The organism is Kitasatospora sp. NBC_00240, assembly GCF_026342405.1.
Taxonomy (GTDB): Bacteria; Actinomycetota; Actinomycetes; order Streptomycetales; family Streptomycetaceae; genus Kitasatospora.
In genome coordinates this window covers 3,719,627-3,742,751 of sequence record NZ_JAPEMU010000001.1, presented here as the reverse complement: position 1 = coordinate 3,742,751, position 23,125 = coordinate 3,719,627, and the positions used below count along the sequence as shown (strand labels likewise).

The window sequence follows — 23,125 nt, the reverse complement described above, 5'->3', positions numbered from 1 at the left end:
GCAGCATCAACGACCTTTGTTCATAGTGACACCGCCGACAAGACCTACGCAGCGGTAGTGCGACACTTTCGGACCACCCGAGGGGTATATCGGCCAGCGGAAATCAAGCTGTTCCACAGTGTTCACGCATTGGTGGTGCGGGACTTGGAAAAGTGCGCCCCGCGCGCCCCCCGCGCAGCCCAATGCGCTGAATGCGATCTCATCAATAGGCCGAACGGATCACCTAAACGTCAGGTGACACGCCATCAGAGCCAATGACGGGTCTACGCTTCACGCCGTGAAGGCAATCCGCAGATTCACCGTCCGCACCGTCCTGCCCGAACAACTCCAGCCGTTGCACGAGCTCGCGCTCAATCTGCGCTGGTCATGGCACTCGGAGACCAGAGACCTCTTCCGCTCCGTCGACCCCGAGGTCTGGGCCGCCACCGGGGAGGACCCGGTGCGCCTGCTCGGCGAGGTCCCGGCCGCCCGGCTCGCCGCCCTCGCCGCGGACCGGCGCTTCCTGCGCAGGCTCGGCGACCTCGCCGACGACCTGCGCGAATACCAGTCCGGCCCGCGCTGGTACCAGTCCGCCGAGGACGGCGTCGCGCTGCCCGCCGCGGTCGCCTACTTCTCCCCGGAGTACGGCATCGCCGCCGCGCTGCCGCAGTACTCCGGCGGCCTCGGCATCCTGGCCGGCGACCACCTGAAGTCCGCCAGCGACCTCGGCGTGCCGCTGATCGGCGTCGGCCTCTTCTACCGGCACGGCTACTTCCGCCAGTCGCTCAGCCGGGACGGCTGGCAGCAGGAGCGCTACCCCCTGCTCGACCCCGACGAACTCGCCGTCAGCCTGCTCCGCGAGGCGGACGGCGGCCCGGTGCGGATCGACCTCGCCCTGCCCGCCGGCCGCACCCTGGCCGCCCACGTCTGGAAGGCCCAGGTCGGGCGGGTCCCGCTGCTGCTGCTCGACTCCGACATCGAGGCCAACTCGCCCGCCGAGCGGGATGTGACGGACCGCCTCTACGGCGGTGGCAGTGAGCACCGGCTGCTCCAGGAGATGCTGCTGGGGATCGGCGGCGTCCGCGCCGTCCGCACCTACTGCCGCCTCACCGGCCACGCCGCGCCCGAGGTCTTCCACACCAACGAGGGCCACGCCGGCTTCCTCGGGGTGGAGCGGATCCGGGAGCTGGTCACCGCCGGCGAGAAGAGCGACGAGGGCGCCGACGGTCTGGACTTCGCCGCCGCTCTGGAGGCCGTCCGGGCCGGAACGCTCTTCACCACCCACACGCCGGTGCCGGCCGGCATCGACCGCTTCGACCGCGACCTGGTGGCCCGCCACTTCACCGGCGACGCGGCGCTGGCCGGCGTCCCGGTCGAGCGGGTGCTCGCGCTCGGCGCCGAGACCTGGCGCGGCGGCGACCCCAAGCTGTTCAACATGGCCGCCATGGGCCTGCGGCTGGCGCAGCGCGCCAACGGCGTCTCCACCCTGCACGGCGAGGTCAGCCGATCGATGTTCAACGGCCTCTGGCCGGGTTTCGACGCGGCCGAGGTGCCGATCGCCTCGGTCACCAACGGCGTGCACGCGCCGACCTGGATCGACCCGGCCGTGGTGCGGCTCGGCGCCGCCGAGATCGGCACCGAACGCGCCGAGGACGCCATGACCACCGGCGAGACCAAGCGTTGGACGGGCCTGGAGCGGATCGGCAACACCGAGATCTGGGAGCTGCGGCGCGCCCTGCGGGCCCAGCTCGTGGACGAGGCCCGGACGCGGGTGCGCACCTCCTGGCGCCAGCGCGGCGCCGGTGACGCCGAGCTCGGCTGGGTCGGCTCGGTGCTCGACCCGGACGTGCTGACCATCGGATTCGCCCGCCGGGTGCCCTCGTACAAGCGGCTCACCCTGATGCTGCGCGACCAGCAGCGGCTGCGCGCCCTGCTGCTGCACCCGACCAGGCCGGTGCAGATCGTGGTGGCCGGCAAGGCGCACCCGGCCGACGACGGCGGCAAGCGGCTGATCCAGCAGATGGTCGCCTTCGCCGACGACCCGGCGGTCCGGCACCGGATCGTCTTCCTGCCCGACTACGACATGGCGATGGCCCAGCGGCTCTACCCCGGCTGCGACGTCTGGCTGAACAACCCGCTGCGGCCGCTGGAGGCCTGCGGGACGTCCGGGATGAAGGCCGCCCTGAACGGCTGCCTGAACCTGTCCGTCCTCGACGGCTGGTGGGACGAGTGGTACGACGGCCAGAACGGCTGGGCGATCCCCACCGCCGACGGCGTCGGCAGCGTGCTGGACCCGGAGAGCGCCGAGGCCGAGCGCCGCGACGACATCGAGTCCGCCGCCCTGTACGACCTGATCGAGCACCAGGTGGCGGCGCGCTTCTACGACCGGGGCGCGGACGGGCTGCCGCACCGCTGGATCGCGATGGTCCGGCACACCCTGGTCACCCTCGGGCCCAAGGTGCTGGCCGGCCGGATGGTCCGGGAGTACGTGGAGCGGCTCTACACGCCGGCCGCGCTGGCCCAGCGCGAGCTGGCCGCCCCCGCGCCGGGGGGCGCCGGCTACGCCGGGGCCCGGGCGCTCGCCGAGTGGAAGGCCAGGGTCCGCCAGGCCTGGCCGGCCGTCCGGGTGGAGCACGTCGAGGCCGAGTGCCCGGACGAGGCGCAGGAGCTGGGCAGCGCGCTGTCCCTGCGGGTGCAGGTCTCGCTCGGCCCGCTGGAGCCGGCCGACGTCGAGGTCCAGGTGGTCTCCGGCCGGGTGGACGAGCGGGACGGCATCTCGGACGCCGCCCTGCTCGCGCTCAAGCCGGCCGGCGGCCCCGACATCGACGGCCGGACCCGCTACGAGGGCCAGCTGGAGCTCAGCCGGACCGGCCCCTTCGGCTACACCGTCCGGGTGCTGCCGGCCCACCCGCTGCTGGCCTCCCCGGCCGAGCTGGGCCTGGTGGCGCTGCCGGCGGAGTCGGCCGGGATGGACACCGGCCTGCTGCGCTGACCGCGTGCCGCGCGGCGGGCGCGGAGAGATACGACCGGAGGGCGCCGGGCCCCGTACAGGGCCCGGCGCCCTCCGGCGTGTCCGGTACGGCGGCGGCCTGCCCGCTGCGGGCCCGGCTCAGACCAGGCTGGCCCGCCAGGCCTGGTGCAGGTCGGCGAACCGGCCCGCGCCGCCGATCAGCTCGGCGGGGGTGCCGTCCTCGACGATCCGGCCCTGCTCCATCACCAGCACCCGGTCGGCGATCTCCACGGTGGAGAGCCGGTGGGCGATGATCACGGCCGTCCGGCCGGCCAGCACCGTCCGCATCGCGCGCTGCACGGCCTGCTCGCCCGGGACGTCCAGCGAGGAGGTCGCCTCGTCCAGGATCAGCACCGCCGGGTCGGCCAGCAGCGCCCGGGCGAAGGCGACCAGCTGCCGCTGGCCCGCCGAGATCCGGCCGCCGCGCTTGCGGACGTCGGTGTCGAAGCCCTCCGGCAGGGCGGCCACGAACTCGTACGCGCCGATCGCGCGGGCCGCCTGCTCGACCTCCTCGCGGGTGGCGCCCGGCTTGCCGATGGCGATGTTCTCGGCGACCGTCCCGGAGAACAGGAAGGACTCCTGGGTCACCATCACCACCCCGCGCCGCAGGTCGGCGGTGGACAGGTCGCGCAGGTCCACGCCGTCCAGGGTGATCCGGCCCTCGGTCGGGTCGTAGAACCGGGCGAGCAGCTTGGCCAGCGTCGACTTGCCCGCGCCGGTGGCGCCGACCACGGCGGTGGTCCGCCCGGCCGGCAGCACCAGATCGAAGGGCGGCAGCACCTCCTTGCCGGTCCGGTACGCGAAGCGGGTGCCGTGGAAGGCCACCTCCCGCCCGGTGCCGGAGCCGGTGCCGGCCGGCAGCGTGAGCGGGGTGGCCGGCTCGGCGACGGTCGGCTCGTGGGCGAGCAGGCCGGCGATCTTCTCCAGGGCGGCGGCCGCCGACTGGTAGCTGTTCAGGAACATCGCCAGCTGGTCGATCGGGTCGTACAGCCGGCGCAGGTACAGCACGAAGCCGGTGAGCACGCCGAGCTCCAGGCTGCCGTCGGTGACCAGGAACGCGCCCAGCACCACGACGCCGGTGACCCAGACGTTGGCGGTGGTCCTGGACAGGCCGACGAAGCGGGCCAGCTCGCGGAACCCCTCCGCCTGGGCGGTCGCCGACCGGCGGTTGAGGACCCCGAACGCGGCCTCGTTGGCGGCCTCCCGGCGGAAGGCCTGGACCGGGCGGATGCCGTTCATGGTCTCGGTGAACTTCACGATCAGGGTGGCCGTCGCGGTGCGCGAGCGCCGGTAGACCCGCAGCGAGCGGCGCCGGAAGGAGCGCGTGATCAGGTACAGCGGCAGGAAGGAGACCAGCGAGACCAGGCCGAGGCGCCAGTCCATCACCAGCAGCAGCACCGAGATGTAGAACACCGACAGGAAGACCGTCAGCAGCTCCTGCAGGCCCTCGGAGAGCAGCTCGCGCAGGGCGTCCACGTCGCTGGTGGCCCGGGAGGTGATCCGGCCCGAGGTGTAGCGCTCGTGGAAGTCCAGGCTGAGCCGCTGGGCGTGCCGGAAGATCCGGCCGCGCAGCTCCAGCAGGATGTCCTGGTTGATCCGGGCGCTCATCCGGATGAAGGCGCGCTGCAGCACGGTGCTCAGCGCGGCGCAGCCGAGGTACGCGCCGATCACGGCGATCAGCGGGCCGCTGTCGTGGTCGCGCAGCGCCGGGACGGCCCGGTCCATGGTGATGGCCACCAGCAGCGGGCCGGCCTGCAGCGCGGCCTGCTGGACCAGGATGACCAGCATGGCTCGGACGATCCGGGCCCGGTGCGGGCCGAGCAGCGCGGCCAGCAGGGTACGGGCCGCGCCGGGCGGGACGGGGATGTCCTCGTCGTCGGAGGGCGGCGGGAGCAGCTCGGCCTCGGGCGGGTCCGGTTGCTCCTCCGGGCCCGGGGCCTCCTCGGCCGGCCGGACGGTGGTGGTGCTCATCGGGCGGGGCTTCCTTCCAGCACGGGGGCGGCCTCGCCCGACATGAGTTCGCGGTAGACGGCGCAGGACTGCAGCAGCTCCTGGTGGGTGCCGACGGCGACGATCCGGCCGTCGGCCAGCACGGCCACCCGGTCGGCCAGCAGGACGGTGCTCGGCCGGTGCGCGACCACCAGCGCGGTGGTGGAGCCGAGCACCTCGCGCAGGGCCTGCTCGACCAGCGCCTCGGTGTGCACGTCCAGGGCGGAGAGCGGGTCGTCCAGCACCAGGAAGGCGGGGTCGCCGACCACGGCCCTCGCCAGTGCCAGCCGCTGCCGCTGACCGCCCGACAGGCTCAGGCCCTGCTCGCCGACCTGGGTCTCGCTGCCGGCCGGGAGCCGCTGCACGAATTCGGCCTGGGCGGTGTCGAGCGCCCGGCGCAGCTGCTCGGGGGAGGCGTCGGGGGCGCCCATGAGGACGTTCTCCCCGACCGAGGCGGAGAACAGGGTGGGCTCCTCGAAGGCCACCGAGACCAGCTCGCGCAGCCGGGCCCGGGGGATCTCCCGGATGTCCTGGCCGTCCAGGGTGATGGTGCCGCCGGTCGCCTCGTAGAGGCGGGGGAGCAGCGCGGTCAGCGTGGTCTTGCCGCTGCCGGTCGCGCCGACCAGGGCCATCGTCTCGCCGCGGCGGACGTGCAGGTCGATGCCGCACAGCAGGTCGGGGGTGTCGTCGGGGGCGTCGGGGTAGCGGAACCGGACGCCGGTGAGCCGGATGCCCTCGTCCGCGGTGGCGGTGGCGGTGGCGGTGGCGGTGAGCGTGGCGGCCGGGGCGGGGGCGCCGCCGTCCTCCGGCTCGTCCAGCACCTCGAAGTAGCGGTCGGTGGCGGTCGCCGCCTCGTTCGCGTACGCGAGCAGCCAGCCGAGCGACTCGACCGGCCAGCGCAGGGCGAGCGCGGTGGACAGGAAGGCCACCAGGGTGCCGGTGGTCAGCTCGTCCTGGGCGACCAGGTAGGCGCCGACGCCCAGCGCGCAGCCGAGCGCCAGCTCCGGCAGGCCGACGATGACGGCCCACAGGTTGGCCAGCAGGCCGGCCTTGTGCAGCTCGGTCTCGCGCAGCTCGTGGGTCTGGTTGCGGAAGCGCTCCGCCATCGTCCGGTGCCGGCCGAAGGCCTTGAGGATCCGGATGCCGAGGACGGACTCCTCGATCACGGTGGCGAGGTCGCCGGTCTGGTCCTGGGCGCGGCGGGCCGCGAGCGAGTAGCCGGACTCGAAGTGCCGGGTCAGCACGATCAGCGGCAGTGCGGGCAGCAGGGTGATCAGGGCGAGCCGCCGGTCGAGGACGAACATCACGGCCGTGCCGGCGGCGAACATCACCGAGTTGACGATCAGGAAGACCAGCGGGAAGGCCAGGAACAGCCGCATGGTGAACATGTCGGAGGTGGCCCGGGAGAGCAGCTGGCCGGAGGCCCAGCGGTCGTGGAAGGAGACCGGGAGCCGCTGGAGCTTGGCGTAGAGGTCGCCGCGCATGGCGGTCTCCAGCCCGGCCAGCGGGCCGGCCAGGACCACCCGTCTGGTGTAGAAGAGGCCGGCCTCGACCAGGCCGAGCAGCAGCAGCACGCCGGCGAGCGGCCAGAGCGCGGGCAGGTCGTGACGGGCGATCGGGCCGTCCACGATCCGGCCGAGCACCAGCGGTACGACCAGCACGCTGAGCATGGCGACGAGCGCCGCGCCGATCGAGGCGGCCAGCCGCCAGCGGATCACCCGGGCGTAGGGCCACAGGCGCAGCAGGGACCGGACCGTCGACCGGTGTACGGGCGCGGCGGCGGTGGTGCTGCGGGGAGGTGGTCCGGACCGCGGGGTGGGTGGGTCCGGGTCCTCCTGCTTCGGTCGGGGTGGCGACTGCGGCAGCGTGGACTCTTGGTTCTCGGCCATCGTGGTGAGGGTAAGTCGGTGCACGGTCATTTCTCACCAGGTTTTTTGCTCCTGTCGGCGAGAACCGGCCACCCGGCGGGTCGCGCCCGGCCGGCCCGGGGCCCGATGGGGGACCGCGCCCGGCGGGGCGGCAGGGCGGGGCAGCCCGACGGAGGCCCGCACCCGGCGGCCCCGGCCCGGCCGCGGCTGGCCGCCCACCTCAGGTGACTTCCTGCCTCAGGTGACCGCCTGCCTCCGCTGACCGGCTACCGCGGGTGGTCGCCGTTGGTGGAGGCCGCCGGGAGCAGGCGCATCAGGTGCAGCGAACGGGCCGGCAGCGGCAGCGCGACCGCCGCGGGGTAGCGGGTGGCGGGCGGCGCGGACTGGTCGGCCAGCGAGGTGTCCAGCACGCTCTCGTACCCGGTGGTCGGGGCGCCGCCGGGCAGGGTGAACGGCAGCTCGCGCGTCCCGGCGTTGAGCAGCAGCAGGAAGCTGTCGTCGCGCAGCGGCCGGCCGCGCTGGTCGCGCTCCGACATCGCGGCCCCGGAGAGCAGCATGCCGAGGCCGGTGGTGGGGGCGAACCAGTCCGCCTCGGTCATCTCCCGGCCCTCGGGGCCGAACCAGGCCAGGTCGGGCCGGCCGTCGGGGGTGGCCGCCCGGCCGGAGAAGAAGGCCCGCTGGCGCAGCACGGGGTGGTCGCGGCGCAGCCGGACGAGCCGGGCGGTGAGGTCGCGCAGGGAGCGCCAGCCGGGGTCGTCCAGCAGCGACCAGTCGAGCCAGCTGACCTCGTTGTCCTGGCAGTAGGCGTTGTTGTTGCCGCCCTGGGTGCGGCCCAGCTCGTCGCCGGCGGTGAGCATCGGGACGCCGGTGGAGAGCAGCAGGGTGGCGAGCAGGTTGCGCAGCTGGCGCCGGCGCAGTTCCTGGACGGCCGGGTCGTCCGTCCCGCCCTCGGCGCCGCAGTTCCAGGACCGGTTGTCGTTGGTGCCGTCCCGGTTGTCCTCGCCGTTGGCCTCGTTGTGCTTCCGGTGGTAGCTGACCAGGTCGCGCAGGGTGAAGCCGTCGTGGGCGGTGACGAAGTTGACGGAGGCGTAGGGGCGGCGGCCGCCGCGCTGGTAGAGGTCGGAGGAGCCGGAGAGCCGGTAGCCGAGTTCGCGGACGTCGGGGCGGGCGCCGCGCCAGAAGTCGCGGACGGTGTCGCGGTACTTGTCGTTCCACTCGGCCCAGAGCGGCGGGAACCCGCCGACCTGGTAGCCGCCGGCGCCGACGTCCCAGGGCTCGGCGATCAGCTTGACCCGGCTGAGCACCGGGTCCTGGGAGACGGCGGCGAGGAAGGGGTGGTGCATCTCGACGCCGTCGCTGCCCCGGGCGAGCGCGGCGGCGAGGTCGAAGCGGAACCCGTCCACGCCCATCTCGGTGACCCAGTAGCGCAGCGAGTCGGTGATCAGCCGGACGGTCTGCGGCTGGCGGGTGTCCAGGGTGTTGCCGCAGCCGGTGTAGTCGGCGTAGCCGCGCCGGCGGTTCAGCGGCAGGCGGTAGTAGCCGGCGTTGTCGATGCCGCGCAGCGAGAGGGTGGGGCCCAGCTCGCCGGCCTCGGCGGTGTGGTTGTAGACCACGTCGAGGATGACCTCGATGCCGGCCGCGTGCAGGGCGCGGACCATCCGCTTGAACTCGCCGACCTGCTGCCCGCGGCTGCCGGAGGACGAGTAGCCGGCGTGCGGTGCGAAGTAGCCGATGCTGTTGTAGCCCCAGTAGTTGGTGAGCCCGCGGGCCTGCAGGTGGTCCTCGCTGGCGTACTGGTGGACGGGCAGCAGTTCGACGGCGGTGACGCCGAGGCCGGTCAGGTGCTCGATCGCGGCGGGGTGGCCGAGCCCGGCGTAGGTGCCGCGCAGCTCGGGCGGCACGCCGGGGTGGCGCATGGTGAAGCCGCGGACGTGCACCTCGTAGAGCACCGTCTCGGCCCAGGGCGTCTTCGGCCGCTGGTCGTCGTACCAGTCGTCGTCGTCGTGCACGACCACGGCCTTGGGCACGTACGCGGCGGAGTCGCGGTTGTCCCGGACGGTGTCGGCGACCTCCCGTTCGGGCCAGTCGCGGACCGAGCCGCAGGTGGCGTCGTGGGCGGTGTAGTCGCCGTCGACGGCGCGGGCGTACGGGTCGAGCAGCAGTTTCGCCGGGTTCCAGCGGGCGCCGGTCCACGGGTCCCAGCGGCCGTGCACCCGGAAGCCGTAGCGGGTGCCGGGCAGCACGTCGGGCAGGTAGCCGTGCCAGGTCTGGAAGTTCTGCTCGGTCAGCCGGTGCCGGCTCTCCTGCCCGTCCTCGTCGAACAGGCAGAGGTCGACGGCTTCGGCGCCGGCCGCCCAGAGCGCGAAGTTGGTGCCCCGGGCGCCGTCGGGGCCGGTGCGGAAGCGGGCGCCGAGCGGCTGCCAGCTGCCCGGCCAGGGGGTGGCGGGGCCGGCGCCCGCGGGCGGTGCGGCGCGTGGCCCGGCCCGGCCCCGGTCGGCCGCGTCCTCCGGTCGTGCGCCTGGTCCCAGCTCCTGCCCTGCTGTCATGGCCGCACCCTCCCAGTACGGGGTGTCCCGTACCCCGTTCCACACTTGTTCCCTGATCGGATGCCGCTGTCACGTGGCGGATCATCTTGTGACGGACCGTGAACGATTCTGCCCCGGCACAGGCACCCGGACGGCGTAGGCCGTCCGCAGGGCTTCGTTCGTGTCCGGCCGGGGACGCGGTCGTTATGCCCGGTATCGAGCGGTTGGACCCTTACGCTGACAATCGGACGGTTGGTGAGGGTCCGTCGGCGGCCGCCTGCCGGACCGCGGCGAGCAGGCGGACCACGGACACAGCGGGAGGCCGGATGCGCCCCGGACTGCGGGTTTGGGCACGGCGGGCGGCGGCCTTCGGGCTGTGCCTGCTCACCGGCTGCGACGGGAGCGGGGTGCTGAGCGGCGGGGACGACCCGGCGCCACCGCCGCCGGCCTCCCGGCCGGCGATCCTGGTGACACCGGGCGACGGCAGCCGGGAGGTCGCCCCGGAGGGGCCGGTGAAGGTGACGGTCGCCCCCGGCGGGCGGCTGGAGTCCGTCCGGTTCCGGGACAACAAGGGCGCCGAGCTGCCCGGCACGCTCGCCGAGGACGGCGCGTCCTGGACGCCGGACGGCCTGCTGCCGCTCGGCGGCACCTTCTCGTTGGACGCCTCCGCGGTGGACCGCGACGGCGCCCGCGCCACCCGGCACAGCAAGTTCAGCACGATCGCGAAGGCGCGTACCTTCGTCGCCTTCTTCACGCCGGAGGACGGCAGCACGGTCGGCGTGGGGATGCCCGTCTCGCTGCGCTTCAGCCGTCCGATCGCGGACCGCGCGGCGGTGGAGCGGGCGGTGCGGGTCACCGCCGAGCCGGCCGTGCCGGTGGCCGCGCACTGGTTCGGCGACCAGCGGCTGGACTTCCGCCCGGAGCAGTACTGGGCGCCGGGGACGAAGGTCGGCCTGGCGCTGCGCTTCAAGGGCCTGCAGGGCGCGCCCGGCGAGCTGGGGACGCAGACCAAGGACGTCCGCTTCACCGTCGGCCGCTCCCAGGTCAGCGTGGTCGACCTGGACGAGCACACGCTCACCGTCCGCCAGGGCGGCAAGGTGGTGCGGCGGCTGAAGATCTCCGGCGGCACGCCCGAGCACAGCACCTATCTCGGCGCGATGGTCGTCTCGGAGAAGTTCAAGGTCACCCGGATGAACTCGCAGACCGTGGGGCTCGGCGACGAGTACGACATCAAGGACGTCCCGCACGCGATGCGGCTGACCACCTCCGGCACGTTCATCCACGGCAACTACTGGGCCGACCCGGAGGTCTTCGGCAACGACAACACCAGCCACGGCTGCATCGGCCTGGCCGACGCCAAGGGCGGCGGGGCGGCGGAGACCCCGGCGGGCTGGCTGTTCGAGCACACCCTCACCGGGGACGTGATCGAGGTCCGCGGCTCGGCGGGCGAGGCGGTGCCGCCGCACAACGGGCTGAACGGCTGGAACCTGCCCTGGGCGCAGTGGCTGGCCGGCAGCGCGCTCGTCCCGGGCGGCCCGGCGACGCCGGCGCCGTCCGTGTCGCCCTCGGGGTCCTCCGCAGCGGCGTCCTCCGCTGCGCCCGCCACGTCCGCCGGGGCGCGGCCGGCTCCCGGCGCGTCCGGTACGCCCGGTGTGTCCGGTACCCGGGGCGCGTCCGCTACGGCACGGGCGTCCGCGCCGCCCGCAGGCTCGCCGACGGTTCACTGAGGAAGCACGGCGCGGGCACCGGGCTCCCGCCGAAGATTCACTCATCGTGCCCGGTTATCCTGCTCCTCGCCCCCGGGGCCCGGTATCGAGAAGATCTGCTCCCGGTGCAACCCTTCCGGGCACCAGCGCGTGTATTCAGGGTGGATACCGGGAGGGGAGAGACCGAGTGAAGCCGGTTCAGGCGGACAACGCCGCTATACGTAGGACCAACCACCGAGGGCGCCGTGGCGCCGTGGCGGTGATGATGGGCGGTGTGCTGCTGCTGGGGGCCGCCTGCTCGTCGAACGGCGGCGGTGGCAGCACCGCCGGAGGGGGAAGCAACGACACGGCCGCGACCGGCGGCGCCACGGGCGGGGCGGCCGCGCCCTCGCAGGAGACCCCCAAGGTCTCCGCCGCGGTGCTGAACGTCGAGCCCAAGGACGGCGCCGTCGACGTCAACCCGACCAACGGCGTCAAGGTGGGCGTCACGGGCGGCAAGCTGACCGCGGTCGAGGTGACCGACAAGGACGGCAAGGCGGTGGCCGGCGCGATCACCCCGGACGGCCTCGGCTGGGCGCCCTCCGGCCCGCTGACCGTCGGCATGGCGTACAAGGTGAACGCGCAGGCGACCGACCCGGCCGGGCTGGTGTCCGCGTCGACGACCACCTTCACCACGCTGACGCCGGCGAAGACCGTCTCCACCAACGACAACATCGCCGACAACGCCACCTACGGCGTCGGCATGATCGTCTCGGTGAAGTTCAACAAGGCGATCAAGAACCAGGACGCCGTGGTCAACGGCATCACCTTCGTGGCCAGCGACGGCACCACCGTCAAGGGCCACTGGTTCGGCAGCCAGCGGCTGGACTTCCGCCCGGAGAAGTACTGGAACCCCGGCACCAAGGTGACGATCAAGTACCGCCTCAAGAACGTCGAGGTGGCGCCCGGCATCTACGGTGACGTGGACAAGGACGAGCCGTTCGTGATCGGCCGCTCGCAGGTCTCCACCGCGGACTCCGCCGCGCACCAGATGACCGTGGTGCGCGACGGCAAGTCGACCGTCCTGCCGGTGACGCTGGGCGACGCCAAGAACCCGTCCTGGAACGGCACCATGGTGATCTCCAGCAAGGAGAAGGTCACCCGGATGAACTCCCAGACCGTCGGCCTGGGCGCGGAGTACGACATCCAGGACGTCCCGCACGCGATGCGGCTGACCGACTCCGGCACCTTCGTGCACGGCAACTACTGGGCCAACCCGTTCGGCAAGAGCAACGCCAGCCACGGCTGCGTCTCCATGCAGGACGTCCAGGGCGGCAGCGACACCTCGGTGGCGGGCAAGTTCTTCAACGACTCGATGATCGGCGACCCGGTCACGATCAAGAACTCCACCAGCGCCACGGTGAAGCCGGACAACGGCCTCAGCGGCTGGACGATGGACTTCAAGAACTGGTAGTCCCGGTTCACGAGCGTCGACCCCGGTACCGCGACCGGGCCGGCCCCCCGCCGAGGGGGACCGGCCCGGTCGTCCGCGTTTCGGGCCGGGCCGCCCCGAGCCCACGAGGCCGTCGTCACCGGGTCGCGAGAGCCGCTCCTTCCTGCGGTAACGGTCCCTCGCCCCTCCGGTAACGGTCGGGAGACGGGCGCAACTTTTCCCGATCGGACGGCGTGTACTCAGCTGGGGATCAAGGGAGGGAGTCGGCCGTGGAGTCGATACGCAGGCCCGTCGGGCCGATACGCAGGGCAGCGGCCGCCGCGGTGCTGGGCGGTGTGCTGGTGCTGACCACCGCTTGCGGCGGAGGCGCCGGGGACGGCAAGCAGCCCCCCGCGGGGGCGGCGCTGGGCGGGGCCGGCGGAGCGGGCGGGGGTGCCTCGGCGCCGGCCGGCGCGAGGTCGGAGCAGCCGCAGCCGAAGGTCTCGGCGGCGGTGCTGGACATCACCCCGAAGAACGGTGCCGAGGGCGTGGCCCCGGGCGCGCTGCGGGTCTCGGTGGCGGGCGGGAAGCTCACCACCGTCAAGGTCACCGACAAGGACGGCCGGGAGATACCGGGGGCGGCCACCGCCGACGGCGCCGCCTGGACGCCCGCCGCGCCGCTGGCCGTCGGCACGGCGTACCGGGTCAGCGCGCAGGCGTCCGACGCGGCCGGGGTGCCGGCCACGGCGGAGAGCGGCTTCACCACGCTGACGCCGCAGAGCGAGGCGTCGCCCACCGACAACATCGCCGACGGCGAGACCTACGGGGTCGGGATGATCCTGTCGGTGGCCTTCGACAAGGACGTCAAGAACAAGGCCGAGGTGGCGAAGGGCATCACCTTCGAGACCGACAACGGCACCGTGGTCAAGGGCCACTGGTTCGGCGACCGCCGGCTGGACCTGCGCCCCGAGGCGTACTGGAAGCCCGGCACCAAGGTCACCGTGCACTACCGGCTGAAGAGCGTGGAGATCTCGCCCGGCGTCTACGGCGGGGTGGACCGCGACGAGCCGTTCACCGTCGGCCGCTCCCAGGTCTCCACCGTGGACGCGAACACCCATGAGATGACCGTGGTGCGCGACGGCCAGACCTCCGTCATCCCGATCACCTCCGGCTCGCCCGAGCACCCGACCTGGAACGGGACGATGGTGATCTCCGCCAAGGAGGGCGTGGTGAACATGCGCTCCAGCACCCTCCCGGGGATGACCGGTGAGCCGTACGACCTGATGGTGCCGCACTCGATGCGGCTCACCGACACCGGCACCTACGTGCACGGCAACTACTGGGGCCACTCCTTCGGCGAGGACAACACCAGCCACGGCTGCGTCGGCCTCCAGGACGTGAAGGGCGGCGGCGCCGGCACCGTGGCGGGGAAGTTCTACGACTCCTCGCTGGTCGGCGACGTGGTCACGGTGCAGAACTCCAAGCGCGGCCAGGTGGAGCCGGACAACGGCCTCAGCGGCTGGAACCTGCCCTGGGGTTCCTGGTAACGGACGGCGCGCACGACTGCCGGGTACCCCTCGCGGGGTGCCCGGCAGTGCCGTTTCGGACGGTTGCTGTCGGCATATGCCCTTCGAATAGTGATTGTTTGCTCATTGTCCGTACGCGGCCGCATGCGTTCCGCAATGATGGGCGCATGGCGGGATGGGGCGAAGCGGAACAGTCATCACATCCTGGGTCCGGTCTGCTGGGTGACGCATCGTCGGAGCACCGGCCCCTGGCGCTGGCAGCCCTGGAACGGCTCAGTCCGACAGAGCTGGAACAGGTGTATTTCGGCCGGATGTGCGAGCAGGACGGCTCCGACGAGGTGGTGCTGCCGTCGCGGCCCCAGTCGGCCTCGGTGGCCCGCCGGCTGGTCCTGGCCGTCCTGCAGTCCTGGGGCCTGCACCAACTGCTGGAAGCCGGCGAACTGCTGGCCGGCGAGCTGATCGCGAACGCCGTCCGCCACGCCGCCGGACGCACCGTCGGGCTCCAGGTGCAGCGCCGGTCGGGCTGGCTACGGGTGGAGGTCCGGGACTCCTCGCGGGCCCTGCCCTGCCGGATCGTCGCCGAGCCCGGCGGCGAGGCCGGCTACGGCCTCCAGCTGGTCGACGACCTCTCGGACCGCTGGGGCGCCGACCTGCTGCCCCGCGGCAAGGCCGTCTGGTTCGAGCTGAAGATCCGCGAACGCGGCTGACACCGTCGGCGGAAGTGTTCGCCCCGCCCCGGAAACACGCAGGGCCCCCGTCGCCGTGGTGCGGCGTGGAGGCCCGTGCAGGTCATCGCGCCGGTCAAGGGGGTGCATACCGCGCGATGCGGACGGCCGCGCCAGGTCGGGGACGGCCGTGGTTCGCGCCCGGGGCGTCGTCACGCCCCGGACTGCTTCGACTATCGCATGTGTCTCAGGATGTGAGCAAACCGGACAGCTTGGATTGGAAGGTTTGTAACCTAGTTCACCTTTGCTGCGTGCATGAATTCGTATTCATGCCTTTGAATGCTCCCCCTTGCTTGGGTGGTGATGCTGTACTCGATCACGTCTGGCGTGGGCCCTCCGCTGTGGTCAGGGCGGGAAGGGTGCTCGACGCCGGGGTCCACGCCTTCTCTGCCCGTTCGGGCGAGGGGTCTGTGTGGGCGGTGCCGCAGAAGGTGCGGGAACCGAAGTGGCACCCCCGGCGTGGGTGGTAGTGGAACGGATACCGTGAGCTATTCACATGATCGGATCGCTGTCCTCGGGGGAGGGGGCCTGCCGTGAGCGGGTTCGAAATGCGTACGGATGACATGAAGGCGGCGGCGAAGGCGGCGCGGGAGATCGGGGAGGACCTCGGCAAGCCGGTGGACGCCGCGATCAGGAGCGCCTCCACGGCCGCCGGTCAGATGACGGGTTGGTTCCTGGCCCGCAGTCTGGACCACCTGGCGGGAGGGTGGGTACAACCGCTCTCGGCCCTGCGGCAACTGTTGGCCGACACTGCGGCCAACCTGGACATTACCGTCGAGAACCACCAGTGGAACGACAAGGCGATTGCCGACAGTTGGAACGCGCAGGTGGCCCGGTGAGCGAGTTCTACTCCCTTCTGCTGAAGTTCGATCCGGCCGGCTTGCACGATGCCGCGAAGGGGTGGCGAGCCCTGGCCCACGCTGTGGAGGACTCTGGCTCCCGTCACCGGCGGCAGGTGAACGGGCTGCTGCGGAACTCCTGGAAGGGTGACGCGGCAAGTGCGGGCTTCGGGACGATGGAGCACACCGAGGAAATCCTGGACATCGTGAAGGTGGAGGCCGAGGCCGCCGCGCTCACGTTGGACACCGTCGCCGACCGCATGTACCAGGCGCAGACCAACCTCACGAACGCGGTACACCGCGCGCAGGACTGGGGCCTGAAGGTATCCCCGGACGGCATTGTCGATATGCCGGCCGAAGAGCCTGCCGAGCGCCACGACCCGGATGCGCAGGAAGTGCGCCGCAACCTGGCCGGTCTCAAAGGCCAGGCCCAGGAGCGGATCAATGCCGCTCTCAAGGCGGCGCAGGAGGCGGACCGGCAGGGAAGCAGCGCCCTTGACGAGCTGGATGCGAACATCCTCACCAGCCCCAAGCCCTTCGGTGCGACGGCCGAAACGGCGCGGGACGCGGCTGCTGTCATCAGGCAGCTCGGCCTGTCGTCCGACCCGTCCATCCCGGACGGCAAGGATCCCAACAGGTCCGCCGACTGGTGGAAGTCCCTGACCCCCGATCAGCAGCGTAGCTACCTGGCTCTGCATCCAACGGAGATCGGCCGCATGGACGGGCTGCCCTCCGCTGTACGTGACCAGGCCAACCGCCTGGTGCTGGAACAGAAGCTCGACGCACTCAACGAGGGCCACCCGAAGGACTTCGGGATCACCTACGACGAGTACAACGAGCGGGTCCGCGCACTGGAGACGATCAAGTCGAAGCTCGACGAGACCGACGGCAACCCGGATGAGCACAAGCTGTTCCTTCTCGGGATCGACCCCGACAAGCACAACGGCAGGGCGATCGTCTCCACCGGTAACCCCGACACGGCCGACCACACCGCGGTCTTCGTCCCCGGCACCGGTACGGTGCTCGCCGGTGTCCCGGGTCAGATCGACCACATCAAGGGGCTGCAGGCAGCGACCGAGCAGCAGGCCCAGGGCCAAAAGGTCGCGGTGGTCTCCTGGCTGGGGTACGAGACTCCCGAGTGGGGCAACGGTAGCGTCGGCACCACGTCGCGTGGGGATGACGGTGCCGAGGACATGCGCCGCTTCGCGGGCGGTGTCCGGGTAGCCCAGAGCGACGACCTCAAGGGCCATCACCTCACCTTTGTCGGGCACAGCTACGGCAGCTACGCCCTGGGTGCCGCAGCCCGCGACGGCGGGGGCCTGCACGCCGACGACATCATCGCTCTGGGCAGCCCCGGCATGGGCGTCGACAACGCCTCCAAGCTCAACATCGACCCCAAGCACGTTTGGATCGGATCGGCCCACGACGACTTCACCAAGTCGTTGGGAGGCCTCACCCTCGGACAGGGGCCCCACCTGGACGGCTGGGGCGGTCAGAACATCAAGATCGATACCGACGGTCACGACGGCTACTGGAACCCGGGTAGCGAGAGCATGACCAATCAAGCCCGGATCATCGCAGGGCGGCAGCCTTCAACGGTTTCCAAGGAGGGCTGGGACGGCATCGCTCCCCACCCGTGACCGGCGAGATGCAGGCAACCGCAGGAGATTGATCGATGACCCCGCTGTACGACCGTGCGACCAGGAATGCGAGCAGGACCTCCCGGAGCCTCCTGGCCGCAGCTGTCCTCGTCCTCACTCTTGGAGCATGCATGTCCGCCACCACTCCCGGCAAGGATGACCCTCTGCCGGTCAAGTCCAAGGCCGAGGCCCAGGCTTGGGCTCAGCAGATCACCCAGCACATGGCCGACAGTGCCGGCCTCCGGACCGATCCGTCCACGGCCAACCCTTTCTTCAACCACTGCACCGGGAAGAACGGCGAGAGTGCTCCCGACGACCGCTACTACCTCATGTACAGCATCTTCAGTGCAGTACCACTGGCCCAACACCCCGAAGTCATCCGCAAGATCCGTGACATGCTGCAGAAGGAAGGGCTCAGTATCAAGGGATACCGCGAAGCGATCGACGACAAGCCGGACGCCCTCGTCGATGCGTCCCACCCCACCAGCCGGTACTTTGTGACCGCTTCTACCGGCGGACGGGAGAACACCATCCTCCTGCAGATCATCACCCCGTGCCTCATGCCGCCTACGGAGGCGTCCTAGGACCGGGTGTCATTCGAGCTCCGGAGCCATGCCGGCGGTTCCGCAGGGGTGCGAGGGGCAGGGTGGGCCCGGGCGCAGCACGGTGGCACGGGGCGTCTGGTCCTCGTGCCGCAGGGTCGGGGTGGCTCGGCCGCCGGTGGGCGGCTGCTCTTCCCCGGCGCTGCGGCGTGACCGGCGGAGGCGGTTCGGCGGGCCGGTCACAGCATGGGATGCGTCGTCGGGCGCGGGCGGGCCTGATCGCCCCCGGCCGGGCGGATCAGGACGGAGTGCAGGCGGCCGTCCATCCGCAGGGTGAGGGTGAGCGACCCGTCCCTGACGAGGAACTCGTGGACCCGGGCGGCGGCCTCGCGCCGGGTGAGGAAGTACTCGAAGGCGTCGGACTGGTCGGCGCCGAGCGGGAGTTCGCGCAGCGAGCGCCAGAGGGCGGCGAGCGCGTCCGGGAGGTGCTGGAACCGGGCGGGGGCGGTCACGTCCTCGATCTCGACGATGACGGCGCCGGCGCCGGGCGGGCCGGGGCAGGAGGTCATGCGGCGCTCCTGCGGGTGGCGGTCGTGTCGGGGGTGGCGGCGATGCTGCACCAGACGGCCTTGCCGATGCCGCTCCTACGGGCCCGGCAACCCCACTGCTCCGACAGCTGGCGTACCAGCCACAGGCCCCGTCCGGATTCCTCGTCCGGCGCGGGCGGGTCGACGGCCGCGCCGGTGTCGAGGTGGTGGTCCCCGGGGTCGTGGACCTCGATCCGCAGCCGTCCGTCGGCGAGCGCGAAGTGGACCATGATCAGGCGGTCGGGCGGTACGTGAGCATGTTCGACCGCGTTCGTGACCAGCTCGCTGAGCAGCAACTCGCCCACCTCGACGTGGCGTTCGCCGCCGTCGTGCCGGGAGAGGAACGTACGCAGCAGTTGGCGGGCCGCTCCGGCGGATCTGCGGCGGGGTGGCAGCCAGCAGGTCTGTTCGGTGATGGCGGACGGGGTGGGGTGGAGGGTTTCGGGCATGGCGGAGCCCCTTTCGGGTGTGCTTGGGCGGACGGGCCCGGCGGCCCGGAACGGACATGGGGATGCCCGGTGCCTTGTCCTGTTCGACTACTGCGTGTCGACTGATGGACTACTCCGAGTAGCATGCATCCGCATGCGTGCAATGTGCAACCAGAACAGTTGCAACTGTGCAGATTGATCTCACTGTCTCCGATGCACCGTCAGGAGGCAGACTGGAGTTGTCGAGGGAGGAATGGGCATGACCGAGGAATCAAGGCCGACCGTGCGAGGCCGCCGCCTGGGCGCGGAGCTTCGTCGACTGCGGGAATCGTCGAACAGGACGACCGAAGACGCGGCCGGTGCTCTCAAGTGCTCGCGCGCAAAGATCAGCCGCATCGAAACCGGTGCGGTCGGCATTCGCCGACTGGACCTCGGCATCCTCTTGGACCTTTACGGGGTCAGCGAGGCAAGAAGCAGGGATGCCCTTGAGGAGTTGGCACGGGACAGCAAGAGGCGCGGCTGGTGGCACGACTACGGCGACACCATCCCGTCCGCCTACGCGGACTTCCTCGGGCTGGAAGGTGACGCCCGCTACATCCGGACGTGGCAACCCGTGGTTCTGCCAGGCCTCTTGCAGACAGAGCAGTACGCTCGTGCCCTGCTGGAAGCCAATCCCGCCGCCGTTCGACCGGAACGCATCGACCAACTCGTCAAGATCCGGATGGAGCGCAAGGAAGTTCTTGTGAAGCCCGAAGCGGCACGCTTCTGGGCCATCATCTGGGAGCCGGCCCTGCGCTGCCCGGTGGGCGGCAAGGAGGTGCAACGAGCGCAGCTCGACCACCTCGGTAAGGTCGCTGAGCTTCCCAATGTGACTCTTCAGGTCGTTCCGCTGGAGGTTGGAGCGACTGCGGGGGCTTGTGGGGCCTTCGTCATGTTCGGATTCAGCGACTCCCCGACCCCAGGCGCCGTATTTCTTGAGACGCTGACCAGCAGCCACTACCTGGAGCAGGAGGCGGAACTCGACGGCTATGGGCTCGTGTTCGAGTATCTGAGGTCAGCAGCACTGAACCCTGCTCAATCGCTGGATATGATCGCCGCCGTACGAGCGAAGGCATGAGCGCGAGATCGGACGAAGAGGGTGGGCACATGACCGTACCGAAGATCGCCGCTCTGGGCTGGTACAAGAGCAGCTACAGCGCGCAGGCGAACGACTGCGTCGAGACGGGCCGGATCGTGACCGGAGGGATGGCTGTCCGCGACTCCAAGAACCCTGAGGGCCCTGCACTGCTGTTCCCCGCCGAGGCCTGGTCGGCCTTCGTCGCCGGGGTCAAGGCGGGCGACCTCCCAGCCGTCTGACGGGCCTCACGCCCGTGGCGGGGCCCACCGGGGCGAACCGGTCGGCCCCGCCACGGGGGTGAGGCTGCTACCCGCCGCCGCTGCGGCAGCCGGTCAGCACTCGATGACGTTGACCGCGAGGCCGCCGCGCGAGGTCTCCTTGTACTTGACCTTCATGTCGGCGCCGGTCTCCTTCATGGTCTTGATCGCCTTGTCGAGGGAGACGTGGTGGCGGCCGTCGCCGCGCAGCGCCATCCGGGCCGCCGTGATCGCCTTGACGGAGGCCATGCCGTTGCGCTCGATGCAGGGGATCTGGACCAGGCCGCCGACCGGGTCGCAGGTGAGGCCGAGGTTGTGCTCGATGCCGATCTCGGCGGCGTTCTCCACCTGCTCGGGGGAGCCGCCCAGGACCTCGGCGAGGCCGCCGGCCGCCATCGAGCAGGCCGAGCCGACCTCGCCCTGGCAGCCGACCTCGGCGCCGGAGATCGAGGCGTTCTCCTTGAAGAGCATGCCGATCGCGCCCGCCGCGAGCAGGAAGCGGACGATGCCGTCCTCGTCCGCGCCGGGGATGAAGTTCAGGAAGTAGTGCAGGACGGCGGGGATGATGCCCGCCGCGCCGTTGGTCGGGGCGGTGACGACGCGCTGCCCGGAGGCGTTCTCCTCGTTCACCGCCATCGCGTAGAGGGTCACCCACTCCATCGCGTTGGCCGGCCCTATGCCCTCGGCCCGCAGGGCCCGGGCGCCCGAGGCGGCCCGGCGGCGGACCTTCAGGCCGCCCGGCAGGATGCCCTCGCGGGACATGCCGGCGGCGACGCACTCCTGCATCACCCGCCAGATCTCCAGCAGCCCGGTGCGGATCTCCGCCTCGCTGCGCCAGGCCTTCTCGTTCTCCAGCATCAGGCCGGAGATCGACAGCCCGGTCTCCCGGGTGAGGCGCAGCAGCTCCTCGCCGGTGCGGAAGGGGTAGCGCAGCACGGTGTCGTCCGGCTTGACGCGGTCCGCGCCGATGGCGTCCTCGTCGACCACGAAGCCGCCGCCGACCGAGTAGTAGGTCTTCTCCAGCACGGGCACGCCGTCGGCGTCGTACGCGGCCAGGGTCATCCCGTTGGCGTGGTACGGCAGCGAGCGGCGGCGGTGCAGGATCAGCTGGGTGTCGGTGTCGAAGGCGATCCGGTGGGCGTCGGCCAGGTCGTGGCCGAGCAGCCGCAGCTGCTTGGTCGCCTTGATCCGCTCGACGTCCAGGTCGGCCTGGTCGACGTCGACGGTGCGGGGCGAGTTGCCCTCCAGGCCCAGCAGGACGGCCTTGGGGGTGCCGTGGCCGTGGCCGGTGGCGCCGAGGGAGCCGAACAGTTCGGCCCGGACGGCGGCGGTCTGGGCCAGCAGCCCCTCGGACTTCAGGCGGCGGGCGAACATCCGGGCGGCCCGCATCGGGCCGACGGTGTGGGAACTCGACGGGCCGATGCCGATGGAGAAGAGGTCGAAGACGCTGATGGCCACGGGGGACGTCCTTGTCTGGTCTCGTGGAAGGACAAGCGGGTACACGCGTCGGGGCACCGCGCGCCACGTTCCAGTGTGCGCGGTGCCCCGGGGTTTCGGGAGGCCCGGCGGGTGTGTGCCGGGCCTCACGAGAGGTGAAGCGGGTCCTACAGGTTCGGGCCCTACAGGATCGGGTCCTACAGGTTCGGGTACAGCGGGTACTTCGCGGCCAGCGCGCTGACCCGGGCCTTCAGGGCGGTGGCCTTGGCCTCGTCGAAGGTCGGCAGCAGCGCCTCGGCGATGATGTCGGCGACCTCGCGGAAGTCCTCGGCCTGGAAGCCGCGGGTGGCGAGCGCCGGCGTGCCGATCCGCAGGCCGGAGGTGACCATCGGCGGACGCGGGTCGTTCGGGATCGCGTTGCGGTTGACGGTGATGCCGACCTCGTGCAGGCGGTCCTCGGCCTGCTGGCCGTCCAGCTCGCTGTTGCGCAGGTCGACCAGGACGAGGTGGACGTCGGTGCCGCCGGAGAGGACGGACACGCCGGCCTCGGTGGCGTCGGACTTCAGCAGGCGCTCGGCGAGGATCTTGGCGCCGGCCAGGGTGCGCTCCTGGCGCTCCTTGAACTCCTCGGAGGCGGCGACCTTGAACGCGACGGCCTTGGCGGCGATCACGTGCTCCAGCGGACCGCCCTGCTGGCCGGGGAAGACCGCGGAGTTGATCTTCTTGGCGTACTCGGCCTTGGAGAGGATCACGCCGCCGCGGGGGCCGCCGAGGGTCTTGTGGGTGGTGGTGGTCACCACGTCCGCGTACGGCACCGGGTTGGGGTGCAGGCCCGCGGCCACCAGGCCGGCGAAGTGCGCCATGTCGACCATCAGCAGCGCGCCGACCTCGTCCGCGATGCGGCGGAACTCGGCGAAGTCCAGCTGGCGCGGGTAGGCGGACCAGCCGGCGATGATCAGCTTGGGCTGGTGCTCCTTGGCGAGGCGCTCGACCTCGGCCATGTCGACCGTGTTGGTCTTCTCGTCCACGTGGTACGCGGCCACGTTGTAGAGCTTGCCGGAGAAGTTGATCTTCATGCCGTGGGTCAGGTGGCCGCCGTGCGCCAGGCTCAGGCCCAGGATGGTGTCGCCCGGCTGGATCAGCGCGAACATCGCCGCGGCGTTCGCCTGCGCGCCCGAGTGCGGCTGGACGTTGGCGTGCTCGGCGCCGAACAGCGCCTTCACCCGGTCGATGGCGATCTGCTCGGCCACGTCGACGTGCTCGCAGCCGCCGTAGTAGCGACGGCCGGGGTAGCCCTCGGCGTACTTGTTGGTCAGCACCGAGCCCTGGGCCTCCATGACCGCCACCGGGGCGAAGTTCTCGGAGGCGATCATTTCCAGGGTGGTCTGCTGACGGTGCAGCTCGGCGTCGACCGCGGCGGCGATCTCCGGGTCGAGAGCGTGCAGGGACTGGTTGAGAACAGTCATGGTGTGGTCTTCCCGTCATGGGGCAGCCGCGCGCAGCTCGTCGGCCGCGGGGACGGCCGGGCGGCGGGCGGGA

At 71.6% G+C, this 23,125-nt stretch carries 17 protein-coding genes; 10 read left to right on the top strand and 7 right to left on the bottom strand.

Going from position 1 to position 23,125, the window contains the following annotated elements; all coding sequences use genetic code 11:
• The first annotated feature begins 277 nt into the window (after positions 1 to 277).
• Complete coding sequence (gene glgP / locus OG689_RS15755; protein WP_266320976.1) at positions 278 to 2,971, top strand: alpha-glucan family phosphorylase; 2,694 nt, start codon at positions 278 to 280, stop codon at positions 2,969 to 2,971.
• A 117-nt stretch (positions 2,972 to 3,088) separates the two neighbouring features.
• On the opposite strand, the gene OG689_RS15750 is transcribed toward glgP, so the two are convergent.
• From OG689_RS15750 to glgX, 3 genes are all read right to left on the bottom strand, one after another.
• A complete protein-coding gene (locus tag OG689_RS15750; protein WP_266320975.1) occupies positions 3,089 to 4,960 on the bottom strand; it encodes an ABC transporter ATP-binding protein in 1,872 nt (623 codons plus the stop codon).
• A complete protein-coding gene (locus OG689_RS15745) occupies positions 4,957 to 6,867 on the bottom strand; it encodes an ABC transporter ATP-binding protein (protein WP_266320974.1) in 1,911 nt (636 codons plus the stop codon). The genes OG689_RS15750 and OG689_RS15745 overlap by 4 nt, the downstream gene beginning before the upstream one ends.
• Before the next feature lie 245 nt (positions 6,868 to 7,112).
• Positions 7,113 to 9,392, bottom strand: coding sequence for a glycogen debranching protein GlgX (gene glgX / locus OG689_RS15740; protein ID WP_266320973.1), 2,280 nt, complete (start codon positions 9,390 to 9,392; stop codon positions 7,113 to 7,115).
• A 305-nt stretch (positions 9,393 to 9,697) separates the two neighbouring features.
• Here glgX and OG689_RS15735 point away from each other — a divergent pair, with 305 nt between their 5' ends.
• The 7 genes from OG689_RS15735 to OG689_RS15705 all read left to right on the top strand — a co-directional run bounded on the left by OG689_RS15735 (position 9,698) and on the right by OG689_RS15705 (position 17,802).
• Positions 9,698 to 11,098, top strand: coding sequence for an Ig-like domain-containing protein (locus OG689_RS15735; RefSeq protein WP_266320972.1), 1,401 nt, complete (start codon positions 9,698 to 9,700; stop codon positions 11,096 to 11,098).
• Between the two features lie 244 nt (positions 11,099 to 11,342).
• Entirely contained in the window at positions 11,343 to 12,530 is a 1,188-nt protein-coding gene (locus OG689_RS15730) for an Ig-like domain-containing protein (protein ID WP_266327164.1), read from the top strand.
• A 248-nt stretch (positions 12,531 to 12,778) separates the two neighbouring features.
• Entirely contained in the window at positions 12,779 to 14,035 is a 1,257-nt protein-coding gene (locus tag OG689_RS15725) for an Ig-like domain-containing protein (RefSeq protein ID WP_266320971.1), read from the top strand.
• Positions 14,036 to 14,325: 290 nt separating this feature from the next.
• Positions 14,326 to 14,721, top strand: a complete 396-nt coding sequence (locus OG689_RS15720; protein ID WP_266320970.1) for an ATP-binding protein — start codon at positions 14,326 to 14,328, stop codon at positions 14,719 to 14,721.
• A gap of 551 nt (positions 14,722 to 15,272) precedes the next feature.
• On the top strand, positions 15,273 to 15,578 hold the full coding sequence (locus OG689_RS15715; RefSeq protein WP_266320968.1) for a hypothetical protein: 306 nt from the start codon (positions 15,273 to 15,275) through the stop codon (positions 15,576 to 15,578).
• Positions 15,575 to 17,218: an alpha/beta hydrolase gene (locus tag OG689_RS15710; protein WP_266320967.1), complete on the top strand. Its 1,644-nt coding sequence runs from the start codon at positions 15,575 to 15,577 to the stop codon at positions 17,216 to 17,218. The genes OG689_RS15715 and OG689_RS15710 overlap by 4 nt, the downstream gene beginning before the upstream one ends.
• 131 nt (positions 17,219 to 17,349) lie before the next feature.
• Complete coding sequence (locus OG689_RS15705; RefSeq protein WP_266320966.1) at positions 17,350 to 17,802, top strand: hypothetical protein; 453 nt, start codon at positions 17,350 to 17,352, stop codon at positions 17,800 to 17,802.
• 197 nt (positions 17,803 to 17,999) lie between these two features.
• Here OG689_RS15705 and OG689_RS15700 read toward each other — a convergent pair whose 3' ends face one another.
• Positions 18,000 to 18,329, bottom strand: coding sequence for a hypothetical protein (locus OG689_RS15700; protein ID WP_266320965.1), 330 nt, complete (start codon positions 18,327 to 18,329; stop codon positions 18,000 to 18,002).
• Positions 18,326 to 18,796 (bottom strand): ATP-binding protein, encoded by a 471-nt coding sequence (locus tag OG689_RS15695; RefSeq protein WP_266320964.1) that lies wholly within the window; start codon positions 18,794 to 18,796, stop codon positions 18,326 to 18,328. The genes OG689_RS15700 and OG689_RS15695 overlap by 4 nt, the downstream gene beginning before the upstream one ends.
• 238 nt (positions 18,797 to 19,034) lie before the next feature.
• Between OG689_RS15695 and OG689_RS15690 the strand changes: the two genes are divergently transcribed.
• Together OG689_RS15690 and OG689_RS15685 are read left to right on the top strand one after the other, a co-directional pair.
• Entirely contained in the window at positions 19,035 to 19,892 is an 858-nt protein-coding gene (locus OG689_RS15690; RefSeq protein WP_266320963.1) for a helix-turn-helix transcriptional regulator, read from the top strand.
• Positions 19,893 to 19,921: 29 nt separating this feature from the next.
• Positions 19,922 to 20,131 (top strand): DUF397 domain-containing protein, encoded by a 210-nt coding sequence (locus tag OG689_RS15685; protein ID WP_266320962.1) that lies wholly within the window; start codon positions 19,922 to 19,924, stop codon positions 20,129 to 20,131.
• 93 nt (positions 20,132 to 20,224) lie between these two features.
• On the opposite strand, the gene OG689_RS15680 is transcribed toward OG689_RS15685, so the two are convergent.
• On the bottom strand, positions 20,225 to 21,607 hold the full coding sequence (locus OG689_RS15680) for an L-serine ammonia-lyase (protein WP_266320960.1): 1,383 nt from the start codon (positions 21,605 to 21,607) through the stop codon (positions 20,225 to 20,227).
• 176 nt (positions 21,608 to 21,783) lie between these two features.
• A complete protein-coding gene (gene glyA / locus OG689_RS15675) occupies positions 21,784 to 23,052 on the bottom strand; it encodes a serine hydroxymethyltransferase (protein WP_266320958.1) in 1,269 nt (422 codons plus the stop codon).
• Positions 23,053 to 23,125: the final 73 nt, after the last annotated feature.

What these genes read in the sequence shown, in the direction of transcription:
- OG689_RS15750 (WP_266320975.1), bottom strand. Translation starts at nt 4,960, where the DNA reads ATGAGCACCACCACCGTCCGGCCGGCCGAGGAGGCCCCGGGCCCGGAG.
- OG689_RS15745 (WP_266320974.1), bottom strand. Translation starts at nt 6,867, where the DNA reads ATGGCCGAGAACCAAGAGTCCACGCTGCCGCAGTCGCCACCCCGACCG.
- glgX (WP_266320973.1), bottom strand. Translation starts at nt 9,392, where the DNA reads ATGACAGCAGGGCAGGAGCTGGGACCAGGCGCACGACCGGAGGACGCG.
- OG689_RS15735 (WP_266320972.1), top strand. Translation starts at nt 9,698, where the DNA reads ATGCGCCCCGGACTGCGGGTTTGGGCACGGCGGGCGGCGGCCTTCGGG.
- OG689_RS15730 (WP_266327164.1), top strand. Translation starts at nt 11,343, where the DNA reads ATGGGCGGTGTGCTGCTGCTGGGGGCCGCCTGCTCGTCGAACGGCGGC.
- OG689_RS15720 (WP_266320970.1), top strand. Translation starts at nt 14,326, where the DNA reads ATGTGCGAGCAGGACGGCTCCGACGAGGTGGTGCTGCCGTCGCGGCCC.
- OG689_RS15705 (WP_266320966.1), top strand. Translation starts at nt 17,350, where the DNA reads ATGTCCGCCACCACTCCCGGCAAGGATGACCCTCTGCCGGTCAAGTCC.
- OG689_RS15700 (WP_266320965.1), bottom strand. Translation starts at nt 18,329, where the DNA reads ATGACCTCCTGCCCCGGCCCGCCCGGCGCCGGCGCCGTCATCGTCGAG.
- OG689_RS15695 (WP_266320964.1), bottom strand. Translation starts at nt 18,796, where the DNA reads ATGCCCGAAACCCTCCACCCCACCCCGTCCGCCATCACCGAACAGACC.
- OG689_RS15690 (WP_266320963.1), top strand. Translation starts at nt 19,035, where the DNA reads ATGACCGAGGAATCAAGGCCGACCGTGCGAGGCCGCCGCCTGGGCGCG.
- OG689_RS15685 (WP_266320962.1), top strand. Translation starts at nt 19,922, where the DNA reads ATGACCGTACCGAAGATCGCCGCTCTGGGCTGGTACAAGAGCAGCTAC.
- glyA (WP_266320958.1), bottom strand. Translation starts at nt 23,052, where the DNA reads ATGACTGTTCTCAACCAGTCCCTGCACGCTCTCGACCCGGAGATCGCC.